The following is a 14,872-nucleotide window of genomic DNA, read 5'->3' as shown; positions in this document are numbered from 1 at the left end:
CGAACGTCTAGGTCAGTTCGCCGAGCATGATCGCGCAGGCAAAACCGACCGTCGTGGCCAGCGCGGTGAGGCTCCCGCCATTCTCAAACGCCTCCGGAAACATCGTGTCGGCAAGCATGGCGAGAATGCCCCCCGCTGCCAGCGCGAGAAGAAAGCTCTTCGCATAGTCGGGTATGCCGGCAAGCAGGGCGTAGCCCCCAACGCAGGAGGCCGTGCACAGGATGGCCACGAGCAGCCACGCGACTGCGATATAGGTGCCCGACCGGCCCGCCTGCTTCATGCCGACCGTGCTCGCAATTGCCCCCGGCAGGTTCGACAGGAAAACGGCGCCGAGCAGGACAAGGCCGAGGCCCACGCTATCCTCTGAAGCGAGGCCCATGCCGATCGCCGCATTTTCGGGAATGCCGTCGAGCACCGTTCCTACCAGCACCGCCATGCCGCTGACGGTTGCCTGTGACTTGGTTTCGGGAATTTCCCGCGCCTCGTCCTTGACGTCCTGGGGGTCGTCTCCTTCCATCCGGGGGCTGGCCTTCGCCAATCGGTCGAGCCCTGCATCGAGGAGGATGTAGATCAGCGATCCGGTGAGGAGGCCGCCCATGGCGGGGAGGACCGAGGCTTCCGCGATCGCCTCCGACATGAGTTCGAAGGTCAGCGCGACAACGAGCGTGCCTGCGCCGAACGCGATAATGCTGGCGAGCAGCTTCTTCGGGAGTTTTACGAACAGACCGACCAGCACGCCAATCGGAAAGGCGGAACTGGCGAGTAGCCCGTACAGAAGAGCGCCGGTCATGGCACAAGGCTTAGGACCGTGCTACTTCACGTGCAATTCGTCTCTAAGTACGGAAATCCGGGCCGCAATGAACAAGATGCCCGAAAGATTGGGAGAGGAAACCTTGGGAGAATCGCTACCGGCCGTGGGTCCGGAATTTCCGGCCTGCTCGCTCGCCGAAGTTCGCAGCGTCCTTTGCGCTTCCGGCGCAAAATTCGAAATGGAGACCGTCGAAATCCGCGGCGTCCCGACGCGCGTCTGGAAGAATGCACCCGCGAACTTCGCCGAGCTGGTTCGGGCGGCGCGTGCGCATGGCGACACCGAATTCATGGTGCTGAACGACGAGCGGGTAACCTACGAAGCCTGGTTTCGCGCCGTTGCGGCGCTGGCGCATGCCCTGCGGGATATGGGGATAGAGAAGGGCGACCGCGTAGCGCTGGTTATGCGCAACCTGCCCGAATGGCCGGTCGTCTACTTTGCGGTCACCAGCATCGGCGCAATCATCGTTCCGCTGAACGCCTGGTGGACGGGCGCCGAACTGTCCTATGGCCTGACCGATTCCGGGGCGAAGCTCCTGGTCGCGGACTGCGAGCGCATGGAGCGGTTCGAGGGATATGACGACGCACTCGCCGACGTGCCGTACCGTTTGTGTTCACGCGGCCAGAGCTCGCTGGCCACGGGCTCGCTCGAAGACCTGATCGGCACCAGCGCAGATTGGGCCGACCTGCCCGACTGGGACCTTCCCGACGTCGACGTCGCTCCGGATGATAGAGCGACGATCCTTTATACCAGCGGGACGACGGGCGCGCCGAAAGGGGCGCTGGGAACGCAGCGGTCGAGCCTCTCCAACATCCTTTCCTCCGGCTATGCTGCCGCCCGCGCAGCGCTTCGGCGCGGCGAGCCGGTCCCCGAACCGCAGAAGCGCACATCGCTGCTGGTCATTCCGCTGTTTCATGCCACGGGCTGCAATGCGTCGATGCTGGGCACCGTCGCGGGCGGCTCCCGGCTGATCTTCATGGACAAATGGGATCCGCTGCAGGCGATGGAGATCATCGAGCGCGAGGGTGTGCATGCCACCGGCGGCGTTCCCACCATTGCGTGGCAATTGCTGGAACATCCCGAACGCGGCCGCTTCGACCTCTCGTCGCTCGAAGCGATCGGCTATGGCGGTGCGCCCTCCGCGCCGGAACTCGTGCAGAAAATCTACGCCGAGTTCGGCGCCCTGCCCGGCAATGGTTGGGGTATGACCGAAACCTGCGCGACGGTGACCACGCATTCGGGCGAGGACTATCTGAACCGTCCGACCAGTTGCGGGCCGCCGGTGGCAACCGCCGACCTGAAGATCATGGATCCGGATGGCAGAGAGGAATTGCCGACGGGCTCGGTTGGCGAGCTTTACGCCAAGGGGCCGATGGTCGTCGAAGGATATTGGAACAAGCCGGAAGCTTCGGCGGAAACATTCATCGATGGATGGGTTCGTACCGGCGACCTTGCCTATCTCGACGAGGAAGGATTCTGCTTCATCGTGGACCGGGCGAAGGACATCGTCATTCGCGGCGGCGAGAATATCTACTCGCTGGAAGTCGAAAACGCGCTTTACGAGCATCCGGCGGTGACCGATGCGGCCGTAGTCGGCATTCCCCATCACACGCTGGGCGAGGAACCCGCCGCCGTCGTTCATCTCGCGCCCGGTATGATGGCGGGAGAAGACGAGCTGCGGGCCTTTGTCCGCGAGCGTCTTGCGGGCTTTAAAGTGCCTGTCCGCATTCTGTTTTCCGAGGATACGCTGCCCCGGAACGCGAATGGCAAGATTCTGAAAAAAGAACTGAAAACAATGTTTGGGGAGTTGGAAGATGCTTGAGACATTGGCCGTTGCGATGCTGATGCAGGGGTCCGCTGCCGCTGCGGCGCCTGCAGACTATACGCTGGAGCAGAACTGGCTGTGCCTGCCGGGGCGGCGCGATCTTTGCAGCAGCGAAGCTTCCGATACCACCATCCTGTCGACGGGCGCCCCGCCGCGCCAGGTCGAGGTGACGCCGCGCGCGGAGAATCCCGCGGTCGACTGCTTTTATGTCTATCCGACCGTGTCCCTCGACGAAGATGCCAACAGCGACCTGGTCGCCAATGAGGAGGAGCGCTACGTCGTTGCCGCCCAGTTCGCGCGCTTTGGCGAGGCCTGCCGGCAGTTCGCGCCGATCTACCGCCAGCGGTCGATCCCAGCGATGCGCAGGATGATCGCGGGGGAAACGTTCGCGCCCGACCCGCACGATCTGGCCTATGCCGACGTGAAGGCCGCTTTTCGCCACTATCTGGCGACCGAGAATGCGGGCCGGCCCTTCGTGCTCTACGGCCATAGCCAGGGCACGCGCATGCTGACCCAGCTGATCCAGGAAGAGATCGACGGTCGGCCCGCCCAGGACCTGATGCTGTCGGCATTGCTTCTCGGTATGAACGTGGAAGTCCCGCAGGGCGCGAAGGTCGGCGGCACGTTCAATGAAGTGTCCCTGTGCGAAAGCAGCGCGGATCGCGGCTGCGCCGTGGCCTTTGTGACCTTCCAGCAATCCTCGCCGCCGCCGGACGGCGCCTTCTTCGGACGCGCCGAAGACGAGGGCATGACGGTCGCGTGCACCAATCCCGCTCGCCTCGCGGCCGGTGACGGCACGACCAGCGCGGTGATCCCGACCGACCGCCGTCCCGACCTGCCGGTGAAGAGCCGCTATATTGTTCTCAGCGACATGATCTCCGCGAACTGCGTGCAGGAGGGCCGGGACGGATACCTCGCCGTCGGACCGGCCGAGGACGTCCCGCCCATGATCGGCGCGATGACGACCAGCCTGATGACCGCCGCGCAGGAGTCCTCGGGGCCGGTGTGGGGGCTGCACCTCCTCGACGGCTCCATCGCGCAGGACGATCTGATCGCCTTCGTCAAAGCACAGGCCGACGCCTACGCAGAGGCTGAGGGCGAGCGGTAGCGCGGCTCCCTCACGGCGAAGAGGAGGACACCGAGCGCTGCGACCAGGCAGGCGATGGTGAGGTAGAACACCGGTTGGTACCCGGCATAAGCGACGATTGCGCCGCCCAGCAGGGGGCCGATCGTCGCCATGCTCGTTTCCACCGTCGTCGAGAGCGCAAGGCGCATCGGCACATCGTCGCGGCTGCCGAATTCCAGCACCATGGTCTGCTGGCTCATCAGATATCCGGACAGCGCCATTCCCAGCCCGGCGAACGCGGTAAAGAAGCCAAGGCTCGATTCCGCGGCAAGCAGCAAAAGCACCGACAGCGCCCACAGCGCGACCGAGATGAGGTAGACGAGCCGGAAGCCAAATCTGTCGCCAAGCGGACCCCAGATGATGTTGGAGACGGTGTCCGCGCCCAGGAAAGCGAGCGAGAGAAGTCCGACTGTGCTGCCGGACAGTCCCAGCGTCTCGCCCGCATATAGGATGCAGAAGGGGATCGAGATGCGCCCCGACATCGTAAGAAGCTGCGCGATCAGGAAATTTCTGTAGTCCCGGTCCTTCATCAGTGCCGGGAATTCGGACAGACGCTCGCGCAGGGACATGTGGGTGCGCACCGTCGGGCTCTCCGGCTCGCGCATGAAGCGGGCGATGACGGCCAGCCCGATCGAGGTGAGCACGAAGGCCAGCGCGAAGGTGGTCGCATAGCCGTTGCCGAGCCAGTCCTCCTCGATCAGCGTCTTGCCGGCCCAGTAGCTGAGGCCCGCCGCCAGCCCGCCGCCGAACAGGTTGCGCCAGGCCTGCAGGCGCCCGCGCCGCCGTATCGGAATGACCTTCGCCAGCACGACCTGAAACGCCACGCGCTGCGAGCCCATGAAGAAGCCGAGAAGGAACAGGAAAATCAGCGTCGCGACGACGAGCGACCTGTCCGCGAGAAACCAGCCCGCGATGGCAAGCCCGAGCAGCTGGATCCGCATGAGGCCGCCAAGCAGGATGGAAATCGGCAGGATGCGCCGGCGATGCTCGATCTGCTGTGCGCCGAGCACGGGCGACAGGATCGCGCCCGCCTGCTGCAGCGACTGGCCGAGGCCGACCATGAAGGGCGAACCCGTCAGCAGGCTGAGATAGGCTGGGACGAAAGTGGGGGCGTACACCAGGCGAAACCCCGTCATGCCCAGCATGCCGTGCGTGAAATGGGCGAGGAAGTTTCGCTTCAGGTTGCGGTCGACGAATTGCTGGAACTCGGCCTCCGGGTCATCCGGGGGGGAGGGCAGGGGTGGCTGTACGGTCACAGTGTCAGTCCGTAACGCCCCCGCGCCGAACGGCAAGGAAGCTGAGCGCCGGCTTGCCGTGCCTCTGAACATGGGAGCTTATGGCCGCCCCGTCTTTATGCTGGTCCCCCTGCCTAGGAGTCCGCTAGACTGGGGACATGATCGTCTATGATGAAACCGGCGCTCTGCGTCCGGCCTCTTTCGGCATGTGGGCCGCCTCTTGAGTAACGCAGCCGATACCCGTCGCCGTCCGAAGTGGCTGCGCTATACGCTGGTGACGTTTGCCGGCCTGGTTGCGCTCGGCCTCGTCACCTTGGTGGGCGGCTATATCTATCTGTCGCAGGATCTGCCCGACGCTGCGCAGCTTGCCGACTATGAGCCGCCGCTTCCCAGTCATCTTCGCGACGTGAACGGAGAGCCTTTCGCGACCTTCGCGCGCGAACGGCGCATCTATACGACCTATGAGGACCTGCCGCCCGAGCTTGTGGAGGCTTTCATTTCGGCAGAGGACAAGACGTTCTTCGAGCATGGCGGCGTCGACGTCACGGGCTTCACCAATGCGGTCTTCGACTATGTGTCGAAACTCGGCAGCGGCGAGCGTGCGGTCGGCGGTTCGACGATCACCCAGCAGGTCGCCAAGAACCTGCTGATCGGCGACGAATATTCTGTGACGCGCAAGCTGAAGGAGATCATCCTCGCCACGCGGATCGAGGATGCGTTCACCAAGCAGCAGATCCTCGAACTTTACCTCAACCAGATTTTCCTCGGCCGGAATGCCTATGGCGTACAGGCAGCGAGCTTTGCCTATTTCGGCAAGCCAGTCACCGAGCTGACCCTGCCCGAAGCCGCCTATCTTGCCGTCCTGCCGAAGGCGCCGGCGAACTATAACCCGGCGAGCGAGGCCGGCCTGCGCCGCGCCACGGTCCGGCGGAACTACGTCCTCAGCGAGATGGAGGACAATGGATATATCACCTCCGGCGAGGCGGCTGCCGCGAAACGGACGCCTATCGAAGCGATCGAGCGCCGCGTGCAGCTCGCGCAGCCGCGCCTCGGCGAATATTATACCGAAGCCGTCCGGCGCGACCTGATCGAGCGCTACGGCGAGGAGGGCGAGCACGGCATCTATACCGGCGGCTTGTGGATCCGCGGGACCATCGACCCGGTCATGCAGGCATCGGCGGAAATGGCCCTGCGCGATGCGCTGGTGCGCTATGACCGCGGGCGCGGCTGGCGGGGTGCGAGCGAAACCATCCAGCTGGGCGGCGGCTGGCCCGAACGCCTGCGCGAGCTCAACCTGCCCGTGGGATATGACGACTGGCGCGCCGCGGTGGCACTGTCCAAGAGCGGCGGCGCGGTCGAGCTGGGCTTTGCCGACGGGTCCACCGGCAGCATGCCGAGCGGACAGGCAAATCTGCCGGTCCGCGGCGGCGGCGGAACCGCCTATGCCGAGATCACGCCCGGCGACGTTTTTCCGGTGAAGGAAACGAGCGAGGGCAGCAATGTCTGGAAGTTGAGGCAGATTCCGGAGGTCGGCGGCGGCATGGTGGTGCAGGAGGTCTCCTCCGGCCGTGTTCTTGCCATGGTCGGCGGCTTCGACGCACGCCGCTCGCAATATAACCGCGCCACTCAGGCGATGCGCCAGCCGGGATCGGCCATCAAGCCATTCGTCTACGCCGCCGCGCTGGAGAACGGCTTCACTCCCGCCTCGATCGTCGTCGACGGTCCCTATTGCGTCTACCAGGGTGCGGCCCTTGGCCAGAAGTGCTTCCGCAACTTCTCCGGCCGTTCAGCCGGTCCGCGCACGATGCGCTGGGGTCTCGAACAGTCGCGCAACCTGATGACGGTGCGTCTCGCCTTTCAGACCGGCATGGAAAACGTCGTCGAGCTGATCGACGACATGGGCATCGGCGACTACCAGCCCTATCTCGCCATGTCTCTCGGCGCGGGCGAGACGACGGTTCTCGATCTCGTCAACGCCTATGCCATGATGGCGAATGGCGGAAAGCGGCAGCGTCCCGTCCTCTACGACCTTATTCAGGATCGTAACGGCAACGCGATCTACCGGTCCGACGACCGCGAATGCTCAGGCTGCAACAAGCCCTCCTATGACGGCCGCGGGATGCCGCTGCCTGCCGACAACCGGCCGCAGGCGATGGATGCGCGCACGGCCTATCAGGTCGTGCACATGCTCGAGGGGGTCGTTCAGCGCGGCACTGCCACGGCGCTTCGCCGCCTCGAACGACCGATGTTCGGCAAGACCGGCACGACGAACGGCCCGACCAACGTCTGGTTCGTCGGCGGAACGCCGGACATCGTCGCGGGCATCTATCTGGGTTTCGACCAGCCGCAGAATATGGGCGGTTACGCCCAGGGAGGCACCTTGGCGGCGCCGGCGGTACGGCAGTTTTTCGAAGAGACCATCCCCGAGGATGCGGAGAAGAAGGAATTCCGTATCCCGGAGGGCATCCGCATGGTCCGTATCGACCGGCGATCGGGCAAGAAGGTGTTCGGCTCCTGGCCGTCAGGCGGGTATACGCCTGCGGTGATCTGGGAAGCGTTCAAGCCCGAGAACCAGCCGCGCCAGCAGGTGGCCGAGGCGCGCGACCCCTTTGCCGAGGCCAATCCGACACAGGAAGTGCGCTCAGACAGCGACTTCTTGCAGCAGCAGGGCGGCATTTACTAACTGCCACCCCATATTCGACGTGATTGTATAACGAGGAGCCGCAGCCATGCGCGCCGAAGCCCAGGCCTATGTCGACCGTATCGAAGAAGCCCTGTCCCTGATCCGGAGGTTTCTTTGACTGGGATGCCGCGACCAAGCGCCTCGACGAACTGAACGCAAAGGCGGAGGACCCTTCGCTCTGGGATGATCCGGGTGAAGCGCAGAAGCTGATGCAGGAGCGCGGCCGGCTGGAAGACGCGGTCAAATCGGTGCGCGAAATCCGCTCCGAAAAGGACGATGCCGTCGAGATGATCGAGCTGGCCGAGGCCGAAGGCGATGATGATCTGGTTGCCGATGCCGAAAAGGCGCTCGAGCGTCTGGCCGTGCGCGCCGACCGCGACAAGGTCTCCGCGCTTCTCTCGGGCGAAGCCGATGGCAACGACACCTATATCGAGATCAATGCCGGCGCCGGCGGCACCGAAAGCCAGGACTGGGCTGAGATGCTGCAGCGTATGTATATGCGCTGGGGCGAGCGGCGCGGCATGAAGGTCGAGCTGCTCGATCATCATGCCGGTGAGCAAGCCGGGATCAAGTCGGCGACGGTCATTCTGAAGGGGCAGAACGCCTATGGCTATGCCAAGGTGGAATCCGGCGTACACCGCCTGGTGCGCATCAGCCCCTACGACAGCGCCGCACGCCGCCATACGTCCTTTGCCAGCGTCTGGGTCTATCCGGTCGTCGACGAGAATATCGACATCGAGATCAACGAAAGCGACCTGAAGATCGACACCTTCCGCGCCTCGGGAGCGGGCGGCCAGCACGTCAACACGACCGATTCCGCCGTGCGCATCACTCATGTGCCGTCGGGGATCATTGTATCCTGTCAAAACCAGCGCTCGCAGCACAAGAACAAGGCGCAGGCGATGCAGCAGCTGAAGGCGCGCCTTTACGAGGAGGAACTGCGCCGTCGCGAGGAGGAGGCGAACGCCGCGAACGCCTCGAAGACCGACATCGGCTGGGGTCACCAGATCCGCTCTTATGTGATGCAGCCATATCAGATGGTGAAGGACCTTCGCACCGGCGTCACCAAGGGGAATCCGCAAGCGGTCCTCGATGGCGACCTGGACGAGTTCATGGCGGCCGCGCTTGCCCAGCGGGTCACCGGCGAAACCGTGGATGTGGAAGACGTCGATTGAGTAAATTGAACGAATTCAGATTCCTGCGCCGAGCATATCCGGCTGATCGGTTTTCTGTGTTGCACTGATCGAAAAAGGTTCACGCAACCTCTGCGGCCTCCTGCTGTTGGAGACTGGAATTCTCTCGGCAGCACAGGAGGTTAACATGGGTAAACTCGACTTATCGAAGGGCGGTGCCAATCATCAGAAGGCGACCGGCGAAGACGATCGGATGACCACGGCCCAGGGCCATCCTGTTGCCGACGACCAGAACTGGCTTACGGCCGGCCCGCGCGGGCCGCAGCTTCTCGAAGACCACATCGCCCGGGAGAAGATTTTTCACTTCGACCATGAGCGTATTCCCGAGCGCGTCGTGCATGCCCGCGGCTACGGCGTGCACGGCCATTTCGAGTTGAAGGAAGCCATTCCCGAACTCAGCCGTGCGGCGATCTTCAACGAGGTCGGTGTGAAGACGCCGACCTTCACGCGCTTTTCCACCGTTGCCGGGAACAAGGGGTCGCCCGACCTCGCCCGCGACGTGCGCGGCTTTGCCACGAAATTCTACACGTCCGAAGGCAATTGGGACCTGGTCGGCAACAACATCCCCGTCTTCTTCATTCAGGACGCGATCAAGTTCCCCGACCTGATCCATGCCGCGAAGCCGGCCCCCGACCGAGGCTTTCCCCAGGCACAGACTGCGCACGACAATTTCTGGGACTTCATCAGCCTTAGCCCGGAAGCGATGAACATGGTCATGTGGATCATGTCGGACCGGACCATTCCGCGCTCGTTCCGCTTCATGGAAGGGTTCGGCGTCCACACGTTCCGCCTCGTCAATGCCGAGGGCAAGTCGCACTTCGTGAAATTCCACTGGAAACCGAAGCTTGGCCTGCAGTCGGTCATCTGGAACGAGGCGCTGAAGGTGAACGGCATGGACCCGGATTTCCATCGCCGGGACATGTGGGATGCCATCGATGCGGGCGATTATCCGCAATGGGACCTCGGCATTCAGGTGTTCGACGAGGAGTTCGCCGAGCAGTTCCCGTTCGATGTGCTCGACGCCACCAAGATCATTCCGGAAGAGGATGTGCCCGTCCGCATCATCGGGACGCTCACACTCGATGCGAATGTCGACAATTTCTTCGCCGAGACCGAGCAGGTCGCCTTTTGCACGCAGAACATCGTACCCGGCATCGACCATTCGAACGATCCGCTACTGCAGGGGCGGAACTTCTCCTACCTCGACACGCAGTTGAAGCGGCTCGGCAGCCCGAACTTCACGCACATTCCGATCAACGCTCCGAAATGCCCGGTCCGGCACTATCAGCAGGACGGCCATATGGCGATGACGAACCCCAAGGGGCGGGTGAACTATGAGCCGAACAGCTGGGATCAGGGCGAGGGGCCGCGCGAAACGCCCGGCGGCTTCGAAAGCTATCCGGAGCAGGTCGAAGGGCCGAAACTGCGTGCGCGTTCAGAGACCTTTGCCGATCATTATAGCCAGGCGCGCCAGTTCTACATCTCGCAGACGCCTGTCGAGCAAACCCACATGGCGAACGCACTGACCTTCGAACTGTCGAAATGTCAGGAGATGCGCGTGCGCACGCGCATGGTGGGTCATCTGCGGCACATCGACGAGGGTCTGGCCAAGGAAGTGGCCGACGGTCTCGGTTTTACGGAACTGCCGGAGAAGCCGAAGGCCGCGAAGGACCCGATTACGGATCTGAAGGAATCGCCGGCCCTGTCGATCGTCAAAAACGGTCCGGGCAGCTTCAAGGGCCGCAAGCTTGGCATCTACATCGCCGAAGGCGGCGATGCGAAGGTGGTCTCGGCACTCAAGAAGGCTGCCGAAGGTGCCGGCGGCATGGTCGAGATCGTCGCCCCTCACGTAGGCGGCGCGAAGCTGTCGGATGGCAAAGTCATGGAAGCCGACGAGAAAATCGATGGCGGCCCGTCGGTCACCTATGATGCGGTCGCCGTCGTCATGAGCGAAGACTCGGCGAGCCGCTACAATGCGGACAAGCCGTCGATCGATTTCGTGAACGATGCCTTCGCTCATGCGAAATTCGTCGCTTACGTTCCGGCGGTTAAGCCGCTGTTCGAGGCGGCGGGCGTCTGGAATTACATGGATGAGGGATTCTTCGACCTCAGCGACGCCGATAGGTCGGAAGCCTTTATCGAGGCGTGCGGAAATGTTCGCTTCTGGGACCGGGAGTCCGTCAAGCAGGACTGACGTTCATAGGCTCGCAGGGAAGGGCGGGGCGGTGGAAACCGCGCCGCCCTTTCTTTCGTTTGGGCGCTTGATGACTTGTGTGCCCCGCCCTTTCAAAGTCTGGCTCGAATTGATTTCGTGCCGGCCGGAATAATATGTGATAATATAACATGTCTTCAGAAGAGAGGGAGGAAGACATGCACACCTATGTGGAGACTTCGGGCCGCCCGAGTGGCCGGGCCATCGCGATCACGGTGGCGGCTCATATGGTTCTCGGCTGGCTCGCCTTGAATGTGGCCGGCGTGGCACCCGGTCCGATCCGACCGGGTTCGATCACAGTGGCGGACATACCCCGGCCTGCCGAACCGCCGCCGGACGAACCTGAGGTCGAATTTCGCGACGAGGTGAGGCTGAACAACGAGGTGCCGACGGTCGTGATTGAACCCGATGCACCTGTTGTGGCGTCTGATCCTCCGGTCGAGGCGGGTGAGTGGAGTTCGCCCTATGCAGGGCTCGACGACTATAGTTTCGACGACCGGGATATTTCGGGTGACCGGTTCATCGAAACGCCGCCGGCCGAACCGCCGATCGTCGAAGCCCGGCTGGACCGCCGGTATCTCGACAGGTTCCAGCCGGAATATCCCTACGGCGCGAAACGGCGCGGCGAAGAGGGAACCGTCGTGGTCGAGGTGCGGATCGGACCCGACGGCCGGGTGCGGGACGCCAGTGTGGCCGAAAGCAGCGGCTCTAGACGCCTCGACCAGGCTGCGGTCGAACAGGCGGAGCGCCGCTGGCGCTTCGTCCCCGCGACCCGCGGAGACGAGGCCGTCGAATCGGTCATGCGTATCAGCGTGGTATTCGATCTGCAGTCTCTGTGAGGGAATAGCTGGCGAGGGCGGGTATGCGCGCCTATCTTCGGCGCCATGCTGACTGCACTGCGTACCCGCCTCTCCGCTATCGAACCGCGTCAATGGGTCGGCGCTCTCGTCTCCGTCGGAGCCGTTCTCGGGATCGCGTCCCTGTTTTTCGCGGAATGGCTGTACGGCTATTGGAAGCCCGAACCCGAGCTCTACTATTTCGAAAGCTGGAGTGACGATCGCGGTTATGAGGAGGCGCTGGCTGTGCAGGAAGAGGAGCGCCGCCTTTCCGAACAGGCCGACGCCGTCGCCGATCAGCTCGCTGCCGAAGCGCTCGCGGATTTCGAGGATGAGCCGCAAGAGAGCGCAGCCGAAACGGCGCCGGTCGAGTGACCCCCGCGCGGCGCGACCATTCCAGCTGGATGGCCGCCGCGCTTTCGCTCGCTGCGCGCAGTACGGGCCGGACTGCTCCCAACCCGGGCGTCGGATGCCTGATCGTCAAGGACGGAAAGGTGCTGGCGCGCGGCTGGACCCAGCCTGGCGGCAGGCCTCATGCCGAGGCCGACGCGCTCGCCCATGCGGGTAACGCGGTGCGCGGAGCGGACGTTTACGTAACCCTCGAACCTTGCGCCCATGACAGTTCGCGCGGCCCGGCCTGTGCCGCCCTGCTCTCCGCCGCCGCACCGCGCCGCGTCATTATCGCCGCCGGAGATCCTGACCCGCGAACGAGCGGACGGGGAATGGACCGCCTGCGCGCCGCCGGCATCGAGGTTGTGGAAGATGTTTGCCGCGGGGCCGCCGAACGCCAGCAGGCGGGATTTCGCGTGCGCATGGCGCTGGGCCGACCGCGACTCAGTCTGAAACTGGCTGTATCCATCGACGGGCGGGTCGCTTTGCCGAGCGGGGAAAGCCAGTGGATTACGGGAGAGGAGGCGCGTGCGCATGCGCATATGGTGCGCGCGCACAGCGATGCGATCCTGACCGGCCGCGGCACATGGGAACAGGACGATCCGGCCCTCACCGTACGACTTCCCGGACTGGAAGAGCGCAGCCCGGTACCTCTTCTGATGTCTGCAACCTTACCGGACCTGCCTGCCCGCCTCGGCGACCGGGAGGGGCTGCTGCTGCGCACCGCTGAGGAGCTCCAAGGGCTGCCTTTCAACGATATTCTGGTCGAGGGAGGCGCGGGACTTGCCGGTACGCTCTTGTCGGCAGACCGGGTCGACAGACTGCTGATCTACCGCGCGCCCATCCTGATCGGCGATGATGCTCCGGGCGCGGGCCGGATCGAGCTGCCCAACCTCTCTGCAGCTCATGGCCGCTGGACCCTTGCTCAAACGCGCACCCTGGGCACGGATCGTCTCGAAATCTACGACAGGACGCGCTAGGCGCCGAGCATGTTTACCGGAATCATCACCGATATCGGCACCGTCCGCCGCCGCGAGGACAGGGGCGACCTGAGGCTCTGGATCGAAACGGCCTATGACCTCTCGGACGTCGACATGGGCGCCTCGATTGCCTGTTCCGGCGCCTGCTTGACGGTCGTCGCCAAGGAGGACGGGGCCTTCGCCGTCGATGTTTCGGCGGAGACGGTTTCGAAGACAGTCGGCGCGCATTGGCACGACGGCGCACGGCTCAACCTGGAGCGCGCCCTGAAGATCGGCGACGAGCTAGGCGGGCATATCGTGACCGGGCATGTGGACGCGGTCGGGAAACTGGTATCGAAAGAGCGGATCGGCGACAGCCACGAGGTCTGGATCGAAGTGCCGCGTGATCTGGCACCGTTTCTCGCACCCAAAGGATCGGTCACGCTGGACGGAGCGTCTCTCACCGTGAACAGGGTCGAAGACGACCAGGACAGGGTCCGCTTCAGTTACAATCTCATTCCCCATACGGCGGACCTGACCACGCATGGGGCGAAGCAAGTCGGCGACGAGGTGAATGTCGAGATCGACACGCTGGCTCGCTACCTCCACCGCATGTCGGCCCTGAAAGAAGGCAAATAATGGCAAAACTGCTGCTGGTCGAAGCCCGGTTCTACGACGAATTTGCCGACGCGCTGCTTGAGGGCGCGCAGCAGGCGCTCGAAGCGCAGGGTCACACGCACGACACCATCACCGTACCGGGTGCGCTGGAAATTCCGGCCGCCATCGCGCTTGCCGATCAGAGCGGCAAGTATGACGCCTATGTGGCTCTGGGAACGGTCATCCGCGGCGAGACCTATCATTTCGAGATCGTCGCCGGTGAAAGCGCACGGGCCATCATGGCGCTGACGCTCGACGGGCTGGCGATCGGGAACGGCATTCTGACCGTCGAAAACGAGGAGCAGGCGCGCGTTCGCGCGCGGCGCGACGAGAAGGACAAGGGCGGCGAAGCGGCGAAGGCCGCACTGGCCCTGATGTCTCTTCGCGACCTTTATAGCTAGGCGGCCGGACACGTCACCGGCGGAAAGCGGCTAGAGTTTCGGTGCGGTCATCCCTACATGCCCGCCGATGACTTCTCCCCCCCTTCCAAGACCAGCCCGTCCTTCTCGGCCCGCCGCGCGGCTCGCGGCCGTGCAGGCTCTTTATCAGCGCGCGATGTCTGATGCGCCCGTTCCCACCTTGCTGCGTGAATTTCACGAGCACCGCCTCGGCCGCGAAATCGAAGGCGACGAGTTCGCCGATGCGGATGCCGATTTCTTCGACGACATCGTCTCTGGCGTGGCCCTGCGTGAGGAGGAATTCGACGGCTTCATCGGCGGTGCCCTCGCCGAGGGCTGGTCGCTCGACCGCCTCGACCGGCCTATGCTCCAGATCCTGCGCTGCGGCGTCTATGAGCTGACCGCGCGCCCCGACGTTCCCACAGGGGCGGTGATCAGCGAATATGTGGATATCGCGAAGGCCTTCTACGAGGCGCCCGAGCCCGCATTCGTAAACGGGGTTCTCGATACCGTCGCCAAGCGGGTGCGCAGCGGCAAGTAGGCGCGGCCT

At 63.9% G+C, this 14,872-nt stretch carries 13 protein-coding genes; 11 read left to right on the top strand and 2 right to left on the bottom strand.

Translation table 11 applies throughout. The annotated features are described in order from the left end of the window. Positions 1-7: 7 nt before the first annotated feature. On the bottom strand, positions 8-790 hold the full coding sequence (locus KCN53_RS10990) for a ZIP family metal transporter (protein ID WP_088712396.1): 783 nt from the start codon (positions 788-790) through the stop codon (positions 8-10). A 76-nt stretch (positions 791-866) separates the two neighbouring features. Between KCN53_RS10990 and KCN53_RS10985 the strand changes: the two genes are divergently transcribed. After that, positions 867-2,630 carry a class I adenylate-forming enzyme family protein gene (locus KCN53_RS10985; RefSeq protein ID WP_207790606.1) on the top strand — a complete coding sequence of 588 codons (1,764 nt, stop codon included), beginning with the start codon at positions 867-869 and terminating at the stop codon, positions 2,628-2,630. After that, entirely contained in the window at positions 2,623-3,741 is a 1,119-nt protein-coding gene (locus tag KCN53_RS10980) for a DUF3089 domain-containing protein (protein WP_088712398.1), read from the top strand. The genes KCN53_RS10985 and KCN53_RS10980 overlap by 8 nt, the downstream gene beginning before the upstream one ends. Here the strand turns inward: KCN53_RS10980 and KCN53_RS10975 are convergent. Beyond that, positions 3,714-5,015: an MFS transporter gene (locus tag KCN53_RS10975; RefSeq protein ID WP_224199613.1), complete on the bottom strand. Its 1,302-nt coding sequence runs from the start codon at positions 5,013-5,015 to the stop codon at positions 3,714-3,716. The genes KCN53_RS10980 and KCN53_RS10975 overlap by 28 nt on opposite strands. A gap of 199 nt (positions 5,016-5,214) precedes the next feature. Here KCN53_RS10975 and KCN53_RS10970 point away from each other — a divergent pair, with 199 nt between their 5' ends. From KCN53_RS10970 to nusB, 9 genes are all read left to right on the top strand, one after another. Continuing rightward, entirely contained in the window at positions 5,215-7,677 is a 2,463-nt protein-coding gene (locus tag KCN53_RS10970; protein WP_224199611.1) for a penicillin-binding protein 1A, read from the top strand. 46 nt (positions 7,678-7,723) lie between these two features. After that, positions 7,724-8,852, top strand: a protein-coding gene (gene prfB, locus KCN53_RS10965; protein ID WP_143712221.1) for a peptide chain release factor 2 whose coding sequence is annotated in 2 segments (ribosomal slippage) — positions 7,724-7,792 and positions 7,794-8,852 — 1,128 coding nt in all. Because the reading frame shifts where the segments join, the coding sequence is not laid out codon by codon here. 145 nt (positions 8,853-8,997) lie between these two features. Continuing rightward, a complete protein-coding gene (locus KCN53_RS10960; protein ID WP_088712401.1) occupies positions 8,998-11,064 on the top strand; it encodes a catalase in 2,067 nt (688 codons plus the stop codon). A gap of 176 nt (positions 11,065-11,240) precedes the next feature. Continuing rightward, on the top strand, positions 11,241-11,921 hold the full coding sequence (locus tag KCN53_RS10955) for an energy transducer TonB (RefSeq protein WP_172406221.1): 681 nt from the start codon (positions 11,241-11,243) through the stop codon (positions 11,919-11,921). Between the two features lie 45 nt (positions 11,922-11,966). Continuing rightward, positions 11,967-12,293, top strand: a complete 327-nt coding sequence (locus tag KCN53_RS10950) for a hypothetical protein (protein WP_088712403.1) — start codon at positions 11,967-11,969, stop codon at positions 12,291-12,293. Further along, complete coding sequence (gene ribD / locus KCN53_RS10945; RefSeq protein ID WP_088712404.1) at positions 12,290-13,288, top strand: bifunctional diaminohydroxyphosphoribosylaminopyrimidine deaminase/5-amino-6-(5-phosphoribosylamino)uracil reductase RibD; 999 nt, start codon at positions 12,290-12,292, stop codon at positions 13,286-13,288. The genes KCN53_RS10950 and ribD overlap by 4 nt, the downstream gene beginning before the upstream one ends. Before the next feature lie 9 nt (positions 13,289-13,297). Then, positions 13,298-13,906 carry a riboflavin synthase gene (locus KCN53_RS10940; RefSeq protein WP_088712405.1) on the top strand — a complete coding sequence of 203 codons (609 nt, stop codon included), beginning with the start codon at positions 13,298-13,300 and terminating at the stop codon, positions 13,904-13,906. After that, positions 13,906-14,325 carry a 6,7-dimethyl-8-ribityllumazine synthase gene (gene ribH, locus KCN53_RS10935; RefSeq protein ID WP_088712406.1) on the top strand — a complete coding sequence of 140 codons (420 nt, stop codon included), beginning with the start codon at positions 13,906-13,908 and terminating at the stop codon, positions 14,323-14,325. The genes KCN53_RS10940 and ribH overlap by 1 nt, the downstream gene beginning before the upstream one ends. A 67-nt stretch (positions 14,326-14,392) precedes the next feature. Continuing rightward, positions 14,393-14,863 carry a transcription antitermination factor NusB gene (gene nusB / locus KCN53_RS10930; RefSeq protein ID WP_088712407.1) on the top strand — a complete coding sequence of 157 codons (471 nt, stop codon included), beginning with the start codon at positions 14,393-14,395 and terminating at the stop codon, positions 14,861-14,863. The last annotated feature ends 9 nt before the right edge of the window (positions 14,864-14,872 follow it).

The organism is Pacificimonas aurantium (genome assembly GCF_020092905.1).
Classification (GTDB): domain Bacteria; phylum Pseudomonadota; class Alphaproteobacteria; order Sphingomonadales; family Sphingomonadaceae; genus Pacificimonas; species Pacificimonas aurantium.
The sequence above is the reverse complement of the archived record's forward strand: the minus strand, read 5'-3'. Positions and strand labels throughout refer to the sequence as shown.